Below are 17,751 nucleotides of genomic sequence, written 5' to 3'. Positions count from 1 at the left end.
AATGGCTCCGCTTGGGACGGTCGCGCGATCAGGCCGTTGGCCTGATCGCTGCGCGTTGCATCGCCTGTGTCAGCGCGGTGCGCATCGTTTCCAATGTGTAGGGCTTCTGCAGTAACGGGAATCCTTCGCTCAGCGCCGAAGCCGAACGGTCGCTGTAGCCCGACGCCAGGATCACCGGCGTTTCTGGATGGTGCTCGCGGATCAGCCGCGCCAGCTCCAGGCCGCTCATGCCCGGCATCACGATGTCGCTGAACACCAGATCGATGTCGCGGCGGCGGTTGAGAACCTCGATCGCGGCTTCGGCGCAGTTGGCCGGGACCACCGTGAAGCCGCATTGCGCCGCGTAGTCCGCCGCAACCGCGGCGACGTCCGGGTGATCCTCCACAAGCAGCAGCGTCTTGGGCGTTTCGGCGCCGCGCACCTCCATCTGGGGGGCGGATTCGTCGCGCGCCGGCGCTTCCGAACTCAGCGGCAGGAACAGATCGAACCGGGTGCCGCGGCCGACTTCGCTGTCGACCGTGATGGCGCCGCTCGATTGCTGGACGAAACCGTAGATCTGGCTGAGGCCGAGACCGGTGCCGCGATCGACCGGCTTGGTCGTGAAGAACGGTTCGAACACCCGCTCGCGGATGTCGTCCGGAATGCCGACGCCGGTGTCGGCGAACGACAGGATGGCGTAGCGGCCGGTGAGTCGGCGCGGGCCGAAATTCTTCAGCGTCTCGGTGTGGATCGAGATGGTGATGCGCCCGCCCTCAGGCATCGCGTCGCGGGCGTTGAGCGCGAGGTTGAGCAGCGCGATCTCGAATTCGTTGGGGTCGATCATCACCACCACCGGTCCGGCCGGCGGCTCGATCGTGATGCCGATGTCGCTGCGCACCGACTGCCGCAGCACGTCCGCGAACTTGTGCAGCGCTTCGCCGAGATCGATCGCCTTGGCGGCAACGTTGTGACGGCGCGAGAACGACAGCAACTGCCGGGTCAGCGCCGTGCCCTTGGCGACTGCGGAATCGATCATGTCGAAGCTGCGGATGTCCTGCAGGTCGCCGTGACGACGCCGGAGTTTCTGCACCGAGCCGCCGACCACCATCAGCAGATTGTTGAAGTCGTGCGCGACGCCGCCGGTGAGGCGGCCCAGCGACTCCAGCCGCTGTGACTGCTTCAGCGCGTTTTCCGCGGCGTGGCGACGGTCGGCCTCCTCGTACAGCTTCTGCGTTCGCCGCATCGCCAGCAGTACGATCGCGATCAGCGCTGCGGTCGCCGGCAGGCCGACCAGCAGATAGGCGCCGATCTGCGACAGCCACATCGAGTGGATCGCGCGCGTCTCCAGTCCGGCGAACACATAGACCGGCAGGTTGGGCAGCTTGCGGAACGCGACGCGGCGCTCGATACCGTCGAGCGACGACACCGTGGTCATCCGCCCTTCGCTGTGGCCCTCGCGGATCGCCTGGCCGACGATTCCGTCGGGCTTGACTGCGACATCGGTGCGATCGATCTCGGGCATCCGGGCGAGGATCGTGCCGTCTTCGCGCACCAGCGCGACGAAACCGCCGTCCTCGCGGCCGACCTTGGCGTAGAAGCCTTCGAAGTAGTCCGGCAGAACCGAGGCCTGGATCACGCCGGCGAAGCTGCCATCCGGCGCGGAGCGGCGCCGGCTGACGCTGAAGAACGGTGCTCCATCGAACGGCGGGCGCGGCTCCAGCACACGGCCGACATACAGGCCGACGTCCTTGCCGAGATGCACCCTGAAGTAATCACGGTCGGACAGATCGGGGCGCGCCGATGGAACTTGCATGGTGGAAACCAGCGGCCGACCGGTCTTGTCGAAGATCCACATCGACTTGATCTGCTCGGAGCCGCCGACCAGGCGTGTCAGCCGGGCGTGCAGGGCGGGCTCGGCGGCGCGAATCTGGTCGTCCGACATGTCGCGGACGATCTCGGCGGTTTCCGCGATCGAACGCTGCACCGACTCGAAGATCTTCAGCGCGTGCTCGGTGACAACGTCGCGGGTCTTGTCGATCTGACGGTCGGCATTAGCGTCGTTGGTGCGATACGACAGCCACGAGGCATAGCTGAACAGCGCGATCGGCAGCACCACGGATGCGACCAGGATCGCGCGGAGCAGCCGCAGCGAATCACGCTGTGCGGCCAGCATGGGGCGGGAGCTTCCAAAGCGGGGCCATGAGCGGATCGATGGTGCACCTTTCAGGATCGAGCAACGCTGTTGCAACTCGGTGGCGGCAAAAGCAGGACGGGAACCGCGAGGCGACCCCCGCCGATCGACCATCTATCGCCCCGGCGCAGGTTGAAGTAAACAGCGGAACTTGCAGTGATTTGCCCGGCGGCGGTCGCCGTCTGACGAACACGGGGAGCCGTCGATGCGTGCTTTGACCCTCGGCCTGTCGCTCGTGCTGATTGCCGGCACCGGCCCCTCGCTTGCCGCCGATGCGCAGAACGGTGAGACGCTGGCCACGCGCTGGTGCACCGGTTGCCACGTCGTCTCCGACGAGCAGCGCAAGGGCAGCGACATGGCGCCGTCGTTCGCAGCGATCGCCTCGCAGCCGAATTTCAACGAAGAGAGGCTGGCGTTCTTCCTGCTCGAACCGCATCCGAAGATGGCCAACATGGCGCTGAGCCGAAGCGACACCAAGGATCTGGCGGCCTATATCGCGGGGCAGAAGCACCGCTGACGCGAGTAACGGCCGCGCCAGGAGCCAGCGCCTCGACGCAAGGCGGTTCCGGTCTTTCCCGGCATCCTCGCCGCCGTCATGAGCTGACCGCGGGTGCGAGGATTGAGCAACTCACCATTCTACAATGCGGACCACATCGCATTTCGCGACGTGGTGCGGCGTTTCGTCCAGAATGAAATCGAGCCGTTCGCCACCGAGTGGGACGAAGCCGGCGGCTTCCCGCGCGAGCTGTACGAGAAGGCCGCGGCGATCGGGCTGCTCGGACTCGGCTTCCCGGAAGAATACGGCGGTACGCCGTGCGATCAGTTCATGTGGATCGTCGCCACACAGGAACTCGCGCGGGCGGCGGCCGGCGGCGTCAGCGCCAGCCTCAACAGCCATTCGATCGGCGCGCCGCCGATCGCGCGTGCCGGCTCGGCCGAACTGAAGGCGCGGGTGCTGCCGGAGATTTTAGCGGGCAAGAAGATCTCGGCACTGGCGATCACCGAACCCTCGGGGGGCTCCGACGTCGCGAATTTGCGCACCCGCGCGGTGCGCGACGGTGACCATTACGTCGTCAACGGTGAGAAGACCTTCATCACCTCCGGCATGCGCGCCGACTACATCACCACCGCGGTCCGCACCGGCGGCGACGGGCCGGGCGGCGTTAGTCTTCTTTTGATCCCTGGCGATACGCCAGGGCTGACACGGACGCCGCTGAAGAAGATGGGGTGGTGGGCCTCCGACACCGCGACGCTGCATTTCGACAATTGCCGCGTCCCGGTCGCCAATTTGCTCGGCACCGAGGGCGCCGGCTTCATGATCATCATGATGAACTTCAACAGCGAGCGACTGACCATGGCGGCCGGCTGCATCGCAGCTTCGAAGGTCTGCCTCGACGAGGCAACGGAATACGCCAAGCAGCGCGTCACCTTCGGCAAGCCGCTGGTGAAGCATCAGGTGATCCGCCACAAGCTGGTCGACATGGCGCAGAAGATCGCCGCCTCGCAGGCGATGCTGGAACTGCTCGCCTGGCGGGTCGATCAGGGGGAAAGCCCGATCGCGGAAATCTGCATGCTGAAGAACCAGGCGACGCAGACGATGGCGTTCTGCGCCTCCGAAGCGGTGCAGATCTTCGGGGGCGCCGGCTACATGCGCGGCGTCAAGGTCGAGCGGATCTATCGCGACGTCAAGGTCAACGCCATCGGCGGCGGCACCGAAGAAATCATGAAGGACCTCGCTAGCCGGCAGATGGGGCTTTAGCCTCACACCGTCATTCCGGGGCGCGCGCAGCGCGAACCCGGAATCCCGAGGTGATAACGACGAACGATAATAACAAGCGAGATTCCGGGTTCGCCCGCCTGCGGCGTGCGCCCCGGAATGACCAGGGAAGAAGCCAGATGCTGTTCAGCCAAGACCATGACGAACCGCGCCGCATTCTGCAGAAGTTCATTCAGAGCGACATCAATCCGCACGTCGACGAGTGGGAAAACGCCGGCATCTTCCCGGCCCACGAACTGTTCAAGAAGCTCGGGGACCTCGGCTTCCTCGGGCTCAACAAGCCGGTGGAATATGGCGGACAGGGGCTCGATTACTCCTACGCGCTGATGATGGCGGAAGAACTTGGCGCGATCAATTGCGGCGCGGTGCCGATGGCGATCGGCGTGCAGACCGATATGGCGACGCCTGCGCTGGCGCGGTTCGGCTCCGACGAGTTGCGCAAGGAGTTTCTGGCGCCGTCGATCGCGGGCGACTACGTCGCCTGCATCGGCGTGTCCGAGCCCGGCGCCGGCTCCGACGTTGCCTCGATCAAGACCACGGCGAAATCTGACGGTGACGACTACGTGATCTCCGGCGGCAAGATGTGGATCACCAACGGCACCCAGGCCGACTGGATCTGCCTGCTCTGCAACACCGGCGAGGGGCCGGTGCATCGCAACAAGTCGCTGATCTGCGTGCCGATGAAGAGCAAGGGCGTCACCATCGCGCGTAAGCTCGACAAGCTCGGGATGCGCTCATCCGACACCGCGCAGATTTACTTCGACGAGGTGCGCGTGCCGAAGCGCAACCGGATCGGCGAGGAGGGCAAGGGCTTCACCTATCAGATGGTGCAGTTCCAGGAGGAGCGATTGTGGGGCGCGGCGGCGTGCCTCAAGGCGCACGAGAGGACGATCCAGAACACCATCGACTACACCCGCGGCCGCAAGGCGTTCGGCAAGCCGCTGCTCGACAATCAGGTGATCCACTTCCGGCTCGCCGAGCTGCAGACCGAGGTCGAGCTGCTCCGCTCGCTGGTGTATCGTGCCGCCGAAGCGCTGGTTGCCGGCGAGGACGTTACTCAGCTCGCCACCATGGCCAAGCTCAAGGCCGGCCGTCTGGGCCGCGAATTGCCCGACGCCTGCTTGCAGTTCTGGGGCGGCATGGGTTTCATGAACGAAACGCTGGTGAGCCGCTCCTATCGCGACAGCCGTCTCACCGCGATCGGCGGCGGCGCCGATGAGGTGATGCTCGGCATTCTGTGCAAGATGAACGGCACGCTGCCGGGGAAGGCGTGAGCGTGTGACCGCAGCCGCGGCTCACCTCTCCCCGCGCGCGGGGAGAGGTCGGATTGCGCAGCAATCCGGGTGAGGGGGCGTATTCGCGAGGCCGAGAGTCAGTGCTTGCGTCGCCCCTCACCCCAGCCCTCTCCCCGCAAGGGCGGGGCGAGGGAGCGCGCTGTGCGATTGGCTGTGGCGATGCTAACAAACAATGACAGGGAGAACGCATACCATGATCACGCTGTATCACTGCCATGGCGCGCGGTCGTTTCGGCCGCTGTGGATGCTGGAGGAAATGGGTCTCGATTACGAGCTGAAGATGTTGCCGTTTCCGCCGCGGGTGCTCGCCAAGGAGTATCTGGCGATCAATCCGCTCGGCACCATTCCGTTCATGATCGACGGCGAGACCAAGATGACGGAGTCGTCCGGGATCTGTCAGTATCTCGGCACGCGCCACGGCCCGACGCCGCTGGTGGTCGGGGTCGATGATCCGGCCTACGGCTCGTACCTCAATTGGATGTTCTTCTCCGACGCGACGCTGACCTTCCCGCAAACCCTGGTGCTGCGCTACGGCACGCTGGAGCCGGCGGAACGGCGTCAGCCGCAGGTGGTGGAGGACTACGGCAAGTGGTTCCTCGGCCGGCTCCGCGCGGTCGAGGCGGCGGCCGGGCAGGGCGATTACCTCTGCGCCGGCCGGTTCACTGCGGCCGATGTGGTAAACGGCTACGCGCTGCGGCTGGCGAGCAATCTCGGCCTCGCCAAGGATTTTGGCCCGAACGTGACAGCCTACTGGGCCCGGCTGCAGCAGCGAGACGGCTATCAGCGGGCGCTGGAAGCTGAAACCCGTGCCGGCGAAGAGCAAAAGGTGCCGAAACGGGCCTGAATTCCGACGTCGCGTCCCCGGCGAAAGGCTCCGCCGGGGACGGAACTTCCGCGTCATCTCGCCCGGTGACAACGCCGGGCGTTGCTGTATTGTCCGTGATGCTCCGCGAAGAGGGCACCGCAGAACAATGCGGCAACGGGCGACAACCCGCCCCGGGAGGACCGATGACGAACGACGACTGTCCGGATTCCGGCCATCTGATGCTGATCAGCCCGGAACGGGTGTTTTACGCCGGCCTGCTTGGCCGTCCGCGACGCCGCACCAGCGGCGGCTACGCGATTTACGTCTCGATGCAGGGCAGCTTGCGGGTGACGATCGAGGGACGGCCCGAACAGGTCGGCGCGGTCGCGTTCGTGCCGCCTTATCTGCCGCACAACGTCGAATCGGATTCGCGCTGCATCATCAGTCTGGTGATCGAGCCCGAAACGGTGCTGCCGGCGCCAATGGCGGCGCTCGGAGCGCGGATTGCCGGGGCCACTGCGCCGGCACTCGCGAGCCGGATCCGCCAGGCTTATCGGGCTCTGGTCGAGACCGGGCGCCGCGACGGCTTCACAACGTCCGAATTCGACGATTTGTTCTTCGGCGAACCGCTGCCGGCGCGCGCGATTGATCGGCGTGTCGCCCGTGCGATCGCCCGCATCAACGACGTCGGCACGGACACCGTCAGCGCCGAGGATTGCGCCAGCGCGGCCAACCTGTCGCAGTCGCGCTTCCTGCATCTGTTCAAGGACGAGACCGGCGTCTCGTTCCGCGCCTTCCGCGCCTGGAAGCGGGCGCGGCATCTGCTGCACTTCGTCAACTCCGATATCAACCTCGCGCATCTGGCGCAGGACATCGGCTATCCGGACTCGACGCACTTCAGCCATTCGATCCGGCGCTTCTACGGCCTGCAGCCGCGCGCGATCTTCTCCGGCTCGCGCGATCTGGCGATCTGGCGCAGCGATCCGCACAGCATGCGTGTCGCCGAACTGCGGCACGGCCGCACCTAGCCTCTGCACTCAGCGCGTCGGCGCAAGATACGCCGGCGCGTGCTCAGCATCATTCTGCCCAACATGGTTCGCGTCGCAATCCCAGGCGGCGCTACAGCAACCTGAAAGGGCTGGAAGCGAATGAGCGACAAGGCGGTGATCACCTGCTCGCTGAACGGCGTGCTGACCGATCCGAAGCAGCACCACGTCCCGGTGACGCCGGAACAGATGGCCCGCGAGGCCAAGGCGGCCTACGATGCCGGTGCCGCCATCGTTCATATCCATCTGCGCGATCAGCGCCCCGACAAGGGCCATCTGCCGAGCTGGGACGTCAACGTCTCGCGCGAGATCCAGCAGGCGATCCGCGACGCCTGCCCGGGCATCATCATCAACCACACCTCCGGCACCTCGGGCCCGAACTACCAGGGCCCGCTCGCGTGCATCCGCGAGACCAAACCGGAGATCGCGGCCTGCAACGCCGGTTCGCTGAACTACCTCAAGGTCAAGGCCGACAACACCTGGGCCTGGCCGCCGATGATGTTCGACAATTCGGTCGAAAAGATCGCGGACTTCCTCGGCGCGATGAAGGACGCCGGGACCATCCCCGAATTCGAGTGCTTCGACGTCGGCATCGTGCGCTGTGTCGGCATGTATGTGCAGACCGGGATGTATGCCGGCCCGCTCGAATACAACTTCGTGATGGGCGTCGCCTCGGGCATGCCGGCCGATCCCGAATTGCTGCCGATCCTCTTGAAGCTCAAGCGCCCCGAAGCGCATTGGCAGGTCACCGCGATCGGCCGCGCCGAGATCTGGCCGCTGCATCAGGCCTGCGCCGACCTCGGCGGCCATCTGCGCACTGGTCTCGAAGACACGTTCTATCTGGCCAATGGCGAGAAGGTGACCTCGAACGGGCAGTTGATCGAAGAGATCGCCGGCTGCGCCCGCCGGGCCGGGCGTGAGATCGCTTCGCCCGAAGAGGCGCGCAAGATCTTTGGTGTGCTGCACTAATCACGAGTCATTCCGGGGCGCGCGTAAGCGCGAACCCGGAATCCCGAGATGTTCTGCCACCGTCGAGATTCCGGGTTCGCCGCTGCGCGGCGCCCCGGAATGACAACCGATAAGCATCGCACATCAAGCAGCCGGAAGAGCTGCCTCACCTCGAGGGAGTGAACCATGACCAGTCTTGAAGCGACCGGCGGCGTGCCGGGACCGGGGCGGATCGGCCGCGTGGCGATCGGCGACATTTTGCGTAAATCGGCGAAGCGGTTTCCGAACCGCATCGCACTGACCGACGGCGCCCGTCAGGTCAGCTATGGTGAACTCGAACGCGACGCCAACCGCTTCGCCAATGCGCTGGTCGCGCGCGGGCTGCAGCCGGGCGCCAAGATCTCGACCATCTGCAACAACTCGGTCGAGTTCGTCAAAGCGCTGTTCGGCATTCATCGTGCGGGGCTGGTCTGGGTGCCGATCAACACCATGCTCGGTCCGGACGACATGAGCTACATCCTCGACCACGCCGGCGTGAAGGTCGCGGTGATCGACGACAATCTGTTCGGCCAGCCGGAGCGCCGCGCTGCGCTGGAAGCGCGCGGCATCGATCTGATCGCTGTCAATCTGGCCGGCAAGGCCGCCGAAACCGGACTGCCGACCTTCGATCAACTGCTCGACGGCCAATCCGAGATCGAGCCGGACGTGGCGTTCGACGATCGCGATCTGGCGATGATCATCTACACCTCGGGCACCACCTCGCGGCCGAAGGGAGCGATGCACGGCCACCTTGCGGTGACGATGGCGGCGATGAGCAATGCGATCGAGATGCAGCTCTCGCGCACTGACGGCATCACCGGGCAGTTTCCGCTGTTCCACTGTGCCGCCCACGTCGTGCTGCTGTCCTATCTCATCGTCGGCGGCAAGATGGCGCTGATGCGCGGCTTCGATCCGGTCGCCTGCATGGAGGCGATCCAGCGCGACAAGCTCACGGTCTTCATCGGCCTGCCGCTGATGTATCAGGTGATCCTCGACCATCCGCGGCGCAAGGAGTTCGATCTCTCGACCCTGCGCTGCTGCATCTACACCATGGCGCCGATGCCGCGGCCGCTGCTGGAGCGCGCGATCGCCGAGCTCTGCCCGACCTTTGTCCAGCCTTCGGGGCAGACCGAGATGTATCCGGCGACGACGATGTCGCAGCCGGACCGTCAGCTCGCTCGCTTCGGCAATTACTGGGGCGAGTCGACGCTGGTCAACGAGACCGCGATCATGGACGACGCCGGCAACCTTCTCGGCGTCGGTCAGGTGGGGGAGATCGTGCATCGCGGCCCCAACGTGATGCTCGGTTATTACAAGGATCCCGAAGCCACGGAGGCCGCGCGAAAATTCGGCTGGCACCACACCGGCGACCTGGCGCTGATCGACGAGCACGGCGAGGTGCTGTTCCTCGACCGCAAGAAGGACATGATCAAATCCGGCGGCGAGAACGTCGCCTCGGTCAAGATCGAGGAGACGCTGCTGGCGCATCCGGCGGTGATGAACGCCGCGGTTGTCGGCCTGCCGCATCCGCAATGGGGCGAGGCGGTGTCGGCCTTCGTTAAGCTGAAGCCAGGCGCCTCCGCGGCCGAGACCGAGATCATCGAGCACTGCAAGAAGCACCTCGGCGGCTTTCAGGTGCCGAAGCTTCTGAAGATCGTCGACGACATGCCGATGACCGCCACCGGCAAACTGCGCAAGGTCGAACTGCGCAGCGCCTTCACCGATCACTTCATGCTCGGGCAGACGGGGTGATTCACCGTCATTCCGGGGCACGCCGCGACGCGGCGTGAACCCGGAATCCCGAGGTTCAGAACACATCGAGATTCCGGGCGCGCGACCTGCGGTCGCGCCCGGAATGACGGAAACGACTAAGGGAAGCGTGAATGGGAATCATCGAATCCACCGTGGCGCCGGGGAGTGAGGGCTTCAGGGCCAATCGCGACGGCATGCTGGCGCTGATCGAGCGGATGCGGATGCTGGAGGCGCGGGCGCGGACGCTGTCGGCAGGCTCCGCCGAGCGCTTCCATAAGCGCGGGCAGCTCTTGCCGCGCGAGCGCGTCGCGCTGGTGCTCGATCCCGGCACGCCGTTCCTCGAACTGTCGACGCTCGCCGGCTACATGTTCGACACCGCCAACGCCGACAAGAGCGTGCCCGGCGGCGGTGTGATCGGTGGCATCGGCTATGTTTCCGGCATCCGCTGCATGATCAGCGCCAACGATTCCGGCATCGACGCTGGAGCGCTGCAGCCGTTCGGGCTCGACAAGACGCTGCGGATTCAGGAGCTGGCGCTGGAGAACAGGCTGCCGTTCGTGCAGCTGGTCGAAAGCGCGGGCGCCAATCTGCTGCGCTACCGCGTCGAGGACTTCGTCCGCGGCGGCAACATCTTCCGTAATCTGGCGCGAATGTCCGCCGCCGGACTGCCGGTGGTGACGGTGACGCATGGCTCGTCCACCGCGGGCGGCGCGTATCAGACCGGCCTGTCCGACTATATCGTGATGGTGCGCGGCCGGACCCGGGCGTTTCTCGCAGGCCCACCATTGCTCAAGGCGGCCACCGGCGAGATCGCCACCGAGGAAGAACTCGGCGGCGCCGAGATGCACACCTCGATTTCCGGTCTCGGCGATTACCTCGCCGAAGACGATCGCGACGCGCTGCGGATCGCGCGCGACATCATGGCCGGGCTGCCATGGGACCGCTCCGGTCCGGGGCCGGATCCCGCGACCTATCACCCGCCGCTGTACGATCCGGAGGAACTGCTCGGCATCATGCCGATGGATCACAAGCGTCCAGTCGACATGCGCCAGGTGATCGCGCGGATCGTCGACGACTCCGACTTCACCGAGATGTCGCCGAACTACGGCCCCGCCACGGTGGTCGGCCAGGCGCGGATCGCCGGCATGGCGATCGGCATCATCACCAACAACGGTCCGCTCGATCCGGCCGGCGCCAACAAGGCGACGCATTTCATCCAGGCCTGCTGCCAGTCGCGCACCCCGATCCTGTATCTCAACAACACCACCGGCTACATCGTCGGCCGCGCCTATGAGGAAGCCGGCATGATCAAGCACGGCTCCAAGATGATCCAGGCGGTGACCTCGGCCACCGTGCCGCAGATCACGATCTATTGCGGCGCTTCGTTCGGCGCCGGCAATTACGGCATGTGTGGCCGCGGCTTCCATCCGCGGTTCTGCTTCTCCTGGCCCAACGCCAAGACCGCGGTGATGGGCGGCGAGCAGGCCGCCGAAACCATGGCGATCGTCGCCGAAGCCGGCGCGGCGCGGAAGGGCGTGCCGGTCGACCGCGAAAAGCTCGATCAGATGAAGGCCGGTATCACCGCGGTGTTCAACGGCCAGATGGACGTGTTCGCGACCTCGGCGCGGATGCTCGACGACGGTGTGATCGACCCCCGCGACACTCGCGCCGTGCTCTCCGAAGTATTGGCGATCTGTCGTGAGAGCGAAGCGCGCGAGCCGCAGCGCATGCAGTTCGCGGTGTCCCGGCCATGAGTGTGACCCGTATGTTGAAGCTGACGCCGTTCTCCAAGATCCTGATCGCCAACCGCGGCGAGATCGCGCTGCGGGTGATGCGCAGTGCCTGCCGGCTCGGTTATGGTGTGGTCGCCGTGTATTCCGACGCGGATCGCGACGCCGCCCACGTTCGCGCCGCGGACGAGGCGGTGGCGATCGGCGGCGCGCAGCCGTCGCAATCTTACCTGAACATCCCGGCAATTATTCAGGCAGCGAAGACTGCCGGCGCCGACGCGGTGCATCCCGGCTACGGATTCCTCGCCGAGAACGAAGACTTCGCCGCTGCCTGCCGCGATGCGGGGCTGGTCTTTATCGGACCGTCGCCCGAGTCGATCGCCGCGATGGGCAACAAGGCCGGCGCCAAAGCGATCATGCTGAAGGCCGGCGTGCCGTGCGTGCCGGGCTATCAGGGCGAAGACCAGAGCGACGCCGCGATGATCCGCGAAGCCGAGCGGATCGGCTTTCCGATCATGATCAAGGCGGTGGCCGGCGGCGGCGGACGCGGCATGCGGCTGGTGGCAGACGCCGCGGCGCTGCCCGACGCGCTGCGCAGCGCCCGTTCGGAGGCGCAGAGCGCGTTCGGCGATCCCACCGTGATTTTGGAGCGGGCGATCCTCGAGCCCCGCCACATCGAGATTCAGGTGTTCGGTGATCGCTATGGCGCCGCCATCCATCTCGGCGAACGCGACTGCTCGGTACAGCGCCGCCATCAGAAGCTGATCGAGGAGGCCCCATCGCCGGCGGTGTCGGAAGCCCTGCGTGAGCAGATGGGCACCGTGGCGGTGAATGCCGTCAAGGCGATCGGCTACGAAGGCGCCGGCACGCTGGAGTTCCTGCTCGACACCGAAGGCAACTTTTACTTCATGGAGATGAACACCCGGCTGCAGGTCGAGCATCCGGTGACCGAAGCGATCACCGGGCTCGATCTGGTCGAGCTGCAGCTTCGGATCGCCGCCGGCGAACCGCTGCCGCTGCGCCAGGACGATGTGACCTTCAAGGGTCACGCCATTGAAGTGCGGCTGTGCTCGGAGGATGCCGACCACGACTTCATGCCGCAATCGGGGCGGATGGCGCTGTGGCGGATGCCGGGCGAGCTGCGGGTCGAGCACGCGCTGCAATCGGGTGCGGAGATCCCGCCGTATTACGACTCGATGATCGCCAAGGTGATCGCGGTCGGTGCCAGCCGGGATGAGGCGCGGCGCAAGCTGATCCATGGTCTCGACGGCACCATTGCCTTCGGTGTCACCACCAATCGCGGCTTCCTCGCCGCCTGTCTGCGCCACCAGGTATTCGCCGCCGGGGAGGCGACCACGGCCTTCATCGGGCAGCATCGCGACGCATTAGTGCGGTCGCTGCCGGACGATGCGGTGCCGGCACCCGCGGTCGCGGCGCTGCTGCTCTACGTCACCGACCGCCACGCGCCGCCGCATCGGCCGGGCCGTTCGCTCGCGACGGTGTTTCCGACCCGGCTCAAGTTCGAACTCGACGGCGCGGAGCAGGCTTGCGAAGTGGTGCGTGAGCGCGACGGTAGCTACGTCGTGAGCCAGGAGGGGCAATCGATCAGCTTTGTGATCGAGGAACTGTCCGCTGGCGGCATCCGCTTCCAGGCCAAAGATCTCGGCGAGTCCGCGGTCTTCCACCGCGACGGCGACCGGTTGTTCGTGCAGCGGCTGGGCGTGCAGAACAGCATCGTCGACCTGACCCGGGCGGCGCCGCAAAGCGCGGCGCGTGGCGGCGGCGACGGCAAGCTGCGCGCGGCGCTCAACGGCCGCGTCGTCGCGGTGCTGGTCAAAGCCGGCGACCGCGTCGAGGCCGGCCAACCGGTGCTGACGCTGGAAGCGATGAAGATGGAGCACGTGCACACGGCGCCTGGCTCTGGCATCATCACCATCGATGTCGCCGAAGGCGAGCAGGTCACCGCCGGCCGCATCGTCGCCGAGATCGAAGCGGCGACGTAGAGTTCTGGAGCACTGATTATCCCCGTCATTGCGAGCGAAGCGAAGCAATCCAGAGCGCAGTGCACGGAGCTGGATTGCTTCGTCGCTCCGCTCCTCGCAATGACGAAGACGAAGGGTATTTGACATGAGCAACGACGCCGTGATCATCGAGAAGCGCGAAAGCGCGCTGTGGATCACCATCAACCGTCCCGACAAACGCAACGCCATTAATGCCGGCGTGGTCGAGGGCATCACAAGCGGCTGGAAGCAGGCGCATGAAGACGCCGAGGTGCGGGTGATCGTGCTCACCGGCGCCGGTGACAAGGCATTTTGCGCCGGCGCCGATCTGCAGTCGACCGGGGCGGCGTTCTCGTTCGATTTCTCCAAGCCGAATGTCGACTACGCCGATCTGTTGCGCTTGGCGCAGAACGCGACCAAGCCGTCGATCGCCCGCGTCAACGGCACCTGCATGGCCGGCGGCATGGGGCTGTTGTGCATGACCGACATGGCGGTCGCGGCCGACAACGTTGTGTTCGGGCTGCCGGAGGTGAAGGTCGGCGTGTTCCCGATGCAGGTGATGAGCCTGCTCCAGGACATCGCGCCCCGGCGGCTGATCGCCGAATGGGCGCTGACCGGCGAGCCGTTCGATACGCAAGCGGCGCTGGCGGCTGGCCTCCTCAACTACGCCGTGCCGGCGGCCGAGCTCGACGCCAAGGTCGAGTGGCTGGCGAAGCGGCTGACCGACAAATCGCCGACCGCGATCCGCCGCGGCAAATACGCGATGCGCGCGATTTCATCGATGTCGTTCGACGAGAGCATCGCCTACACCGAAAGCCAGATCGCCCTGTTGGCTATGACCGAGGATGCCAAGGAAGGCCTGAAAGCCTTCGCCGAAAAGCGCAAGCCGGTGTGGCCGGGGAAGTGACCGCCGCAGGCGGTCATTCCGGGGCGCGCGGAGCGCGAACCCGGAATCCCGAGGTTGTGGCGGCGAGATTCCGGGTTCGCTCACTTCGTGAGCGCCCCGGAATGACTCGTTGAGCGGACGAAGACCTAACAGCCACGCCGCAGCAAGGGGCGGGCGCAGACAGGGAGGAACCACGATGCTGGCATCCGAGATGATCCGGCGCGGCGCGGTGTATCACGGCCCGAGGACGGCGGTGATGTTCGGCGATCAGCGCATGACGTTCACTGAAGTCGATCTGCTGTCGAACCGGATCGCCAACGTTTTCATCGACACGTTCAGGCTCGAGGTCGGCAGCCGCGTCGGGATGCTGCTGAACAATTCGATCTACACGCTGCCGATCGACTTCGGCTTCGTCAAATCGCGGCTGTCGCGGGTGCCGCTGAATTCCCGTCTGTCGCTGGTCGAACAGCAGCAGATGCTGGAAGGCGCCGGCGTCGACATCCTGATCCACGGTACCGATCTCACCGAGCGGGCGCGCGAGCTGGCGCAAGTAATGCAGGGCCTGAAGCTGATCAGCATCGGCAGTGCGGATGCCGACGATCTGCTGCAGCTCGCTCACGCGCGGCCGGATACGCCCCCGGCGCGGCGCTGTGAGCCCGACGACATTGTCATCACCATCTTCACCTCCGGTACCACTGGCAAGCTCAAGGCGGTCGAGCACACCCAGGCGAGCTGGGCGGCGATGGCCACCAACGTGCTGATCAATATGGAGGTCGGCGAGGGCGACGTGATGCTGCACGCCGCCTCGATGATCCACGCATCGGGCTGTTTCATCGTGCCGTATTGGCTGCGCGGCGGCGTCGCCGCGGTGCTGCCGGGCTTCACGCCGGCGAGCTATCTCGACGCGGTCGAGCGCTGGAAGCCGACCGCGCTCAATCTGGTGCCGACCATGATCGGCATGCTGCTCGATCATCCGGGCATCGAGCAGGCGGACTTCTCCAGTGTGAAGAGCATCATCTACGGTGCCTCGCCGATGCCGCGACCGGTGATGCAGCGCGCGCTGATGCTGTGGGGGCCTCGTTTCGCGCAATACTACGGCCAATCCGAAGCGCCGATCTTCATCACCCATCTGACCAAACAGGATCACGTCGGGCCGAACGCCGAGCAGCGGCTCGGCTCCTGCGGCCGGCCGTCGATTGATTGCGAGGTAAAACTGGTCAACGAAGCGGGCGAGGAGGTCGCGCCCGGCGAGGCCGGCGAGATCGCGCTGCGCACGCCGTTCGCGATGAAGGGCTATTACAACGCGCCAGAACTGAACGCGCAGATGTTCCTGCCGGACGGTTGGTTGCGCACCCGCGACGTCGGACGGTTCGACGAGGACGGCTATCTGTATCTGGTCGACCGTACCTCGGACATGATCGTGTCCGGCGGCTACAATGTCTATCCGCGCGAGGTCGAGGACGCGCTGGCCGCGCATCCGGCGGTCCGCGAAGTGGTGGTGGTCGGTCTGCCGGACGATAAATGGGGTGAGAGCGTCGCGGCTTTCGTCGCATTGCGTGCCGGAGCCAGCGCTGAGGAAGCCGAACTGATCGCCTTCGCGCGCGACAAGGTGGCGAGCTACAAGGTGCCGAAGCAGGTGCGCTTCATCGAAGAGGTGCCGAAGAGTCCGGTCGGCAAGCTGCTCCGCCGCGCGGTGCGCGATCCGTTCTGGCAGGGGCGCGAGCGCAAGATTTGATTGATTAACAAAGTCTGAACACCGAGGCCTGCGGCTTTACCGGATATTATCGGCGGACGTGGTTCGATTCCCGTATCGATGTTCCCGGTCGGAAAGAGCTCCTCCTTGACCGCTCCGGCGATCCATTCGGCCGAGACCGCCGGCGCGCGCAGCTTCGTGCTGCCGCTGCTGGTTGGCACCGGCGTGTTGGTGTATCTGCTGCTGGCCGGTGACAGCCTACTCCAGGATTCCGACAGCTACTGGCAGATCGAAACCGGGCGCTGGATCCTGGCGCACGGCACTGTGCCGACGGTCGACAGCTTCTCGTTCACCAGGGCTGGCGAGCCCTGGCAATCGAGCTCGTGGTTGGCGCAGGTGGTTTTTGCGCTGGCGATGAAGGCCGGCTGGGCTGGACCGGTGATCGTCACCGCGCTTGCGGTCGCGGCGGCGCTGGCGCTGTTCACCGCCTATCTCGAACGCTACGCCTCAGCGCTGGTGACGTCGGCGCTCGCACTCGCCGCGATGGTGCTGATCATGCCGCATGTGCTGGCGCGGCCGCATATGCTGGCGCTACCGGTGATGGTGGCGTGGTTCATTGGCCTGATCGATGCCGCCGACCGGAACGCCGCGCCGCCCTGGGCGCTACTGCTGGTAATGGCGCTGTGGGCCAATCTGCACGGCGGCTTCGTGTTTGGACTGATGCTGATCGGCGCGGTGGGAGTGGAAGCGCTGCGCCAAGCCGAACCGCAACGGCGATTGTCGCTGGCGCTGCGCTGGGCTGCGTTCGGCATCGCCGCCGTCGCCGCCTGCTGCGCTACGCCGTACGGCTGGGGCACGCCGCTGGCGGCCACCAAGATCCTCAGCCTCGGCGAAGTGCTGTCGACGCTCGGCGAGTGGGCACCATCGAATTTCTCGAAGTTCGGCACGTTCGAGGCCAGCCTGCTGGCGCTGCTCGGCATCGCCCTTTCGCGCGGGCTGACGGTGCCGTGGCCGCGGCTGCTCTTGGTGCTCGGTCTGGTGCACATGGCACTGGCGCATGTCCGCAGCATCGAACACTACGCGCTGCTGGTCCCGATGATCCTGGCGCGGCCATGGGCGCTGCAGCTTGGGCTTGGGCGCAAGTCAGCCGAAGCAAAGCCTGATCTCGCCCCCCCGGCCTGGGCCGGGGTCGTCGCCGTGATCGCAATCATCGCCGCCACGATCGCCGCGGCGCCGCGGCTGCATTATCGCTTCGACGAGCCTCAGGTGCCGGAGCGGGCACTGGCCGCCGTGCAGGCACACGGCGCCAAGCGGATTCTCAACGCTTACATCTTCGGCGGCTATCTGATCTCACGCCACGTGCCGGTGTTCATCGACGGCCGCGCCGAGCTCTACGGCGAGGCGCGGGTGATGGATATGATGCGCGCCACCGCGGGGCGGGATCCCGCCGCGCTCGACCGCATGCTGACCGGCTACGGTATCGATGCGACGATGCTGCCGCCGAGCGCTGCCGCCGTTCGCGAGATGGACCAACGCCCGGGCTGGCGCCGCCTCTATGCCGACGATATCGCCGTGGTGCACGTGCGCGATTAGCTCAGTCATTGCCCGCG

The 17,751-nt window shown here is 65.9% G+C and carries 13 protein-coding genes; 12 read left to right on the top strand and 1 reads right to left on the bottom strand.

Annotated features, from left to right (window positions below):
• Positions 1-28: 28 nt before the first annotated feature.
• Positions 29-2,152 (bottom strand): ATP-binding protein, encoded by a 2,124-nt coding sequence (locus tag M9H71_RS03800; RefSeq protein ID WP_455403764.1) that lies wholly within the window; start codon positions 2,150-2,152, stop codon positions 29-31.
• Between the two features lie 223 nt (positions 2,153-2,375).
• Here M9H71_RS03800 and M9H71_RS03795 point away from each other — a divergent pair, with 223 nt between their 5' ends.
• The 12 genes from M9H71_RS03795 to M9H71_RS03740 all read left to right on the top strand — a co-directional run bounded on the left by M9H71_RS03795 (position 2,376) and on the right by M9H71_RS03740 (position 17,734).
• Positions 2,376-2,687: a c-type cytochrome gene (locus M9H71_RS03795; protein WP_455403763.1), complete on the top strand. Its 312-nt coding sequence runs from the start codon at positions 2,376-2,378 to the stop codon at positions 2,685-2,687.
• A gap of 102 nt (positions 2,688-2,789) precedes the next feature.
• Entirely contained in the window at positions 2,790-3,929 is a 1,140-nt protein-coding gene (locus M9H71_RS03790) for an acyl-CoA dehydrogenase family protein (protein WP_455403762.1), read from the top strand.
• Between the two features lie 137 nt (positions 3,930-4,066).
• A complete protein-coding gene (locus tag M9H71_RS03785; RefSeq protein ID WP_455403761.1) occupies positions 4,067-5,221 on the top strand; it encodes an acyl-CoA dehydrogenase family protein in 1,155 nt (384 codons plus the stop codon).
• Positions 5,222-5,435: 214 nt separating this feature from the next.
• Positions 5,436-6,086 carry a glutathione S-transferase family protein gene (locus M9H71_RS03780; protein WP_455403760.1) on the top strand — a complete coding sequence of 217 codons (651 nt, stop codon included), beginning with the start codon at positions 5,436-5,438 and terminating at the stop codon, positions 6,084-6,086.
• Between the two features lie 164 nt (positions 6,087-6,250).
• A complete protein-coding gene (locus M9H71_RS03775; RefSeq protein WP_455403759.1) occupies positions 6,251-7,075 on the top strand; it encodes a helix-turn-helix domain-containing protein in 825 nt (274 codons plus the stop codon).
• A gap of 120 nt (positions 7,076-7,195) precedes the next feature.
• A complete protein-coding gene (locus tag M9H71_RS03770) occupies positions 7,196-8,062 on the top strand; it encodes a BKACE family enzyme (RefSeq protein WP_164602683.1) in 867 nt (288 codons plus the stop codon).
• 165 nt (positions 8,063-8,227) lie between these two features.
• Positions 8,228-9,832 carry an AMP-binding protein gene (locus M9H71_RS03765; RefSeq protein WP_455403758.1) on the top strand — a complete coding sequence of 535 codons (1,605 nt, stop codon included), beginning with the start codon at positions 8,228-8,230 and terminating at the stop codon, positions 9,830-9,832.
• 131 nt (positions 9,833-9,963) lie between these two features.
• The gene (locus M9H71_RS03760; RefSeq protein WP_455403757.1) at positions 9,964-11,586 is read left to right on the top strand and encodes an acyl-CoA carboxylase subunit beta; all 1,623 of its coding nucleotides are present in this window, start codon (positions 9,964-9,966) and stop codon (positions 11,584-11,586) included.
• The gene (locus tag M9H71_RS03755; RefSeq protein ID WP_455403756.1) at positions 11,583-13,565 is read left to right on the top strand and encodes an acetyl-CoA carboxylase biotin carboxylase subunit; all 1,983 of its coding nucleotides are present in this window, start codon (positions 11,583-11,585) and stop codon (positions 13,563-13,565) included. The genes M9H71_RS03760 and M9H71_RS03755 overlap by 4 nt, the downstream gene beginning before the upstream one ends.
• 124 nt (positions 13,566-13,689) lie before the next feature.
• Positions 13,690-14,469, top strand: a complete 780-nt coding sequence (locus M9H71_RS03750) for an enoyl-CoA hydratase/isomerase family protein (protein WP_455403755.1) — start codon at positions 13,690-13,692, stop codon at positions 14,467-14,469.
• Positions 14,470-14,644: 175 nt separating this feature from the next.
• Positions 14,645-16,183, top strand: a complete 1,539-nt coding sequence (locus tag M9H71_RS03745) for a class I adenylate-forming enzyme family protein (protein ID WP_455403754.1) — start codon at positions 14,645-14,647, stop codon at positions 16,181-16,183.
• 105 nt (positions 16,184-16,288) lie between these two features.
• Positions 16,289-17,734 carry a hypothetical protein gene (locus M9H71_RS03740; RefSeq protein WP_455403753.1) on the top strand — a complete coding sequence of 482 codons (1,446 nt, stop codon included), beginning with the start codon at positions 16,289-16,291 and terminating at the stop codon, positions 17,732-17,734.
• The last annotated feature ends 17 nt before the right edge of the window (positions 17,735-17,751 follow it).

This window comes from Rhodopseudomonas parapalustris, assembly GCF_053772255.1.
The sequence above is the reverse complement of the archived record's forward strand: the minus strand, read 5'-3'. Positions and strand labels throughout refer to the sequence as shown.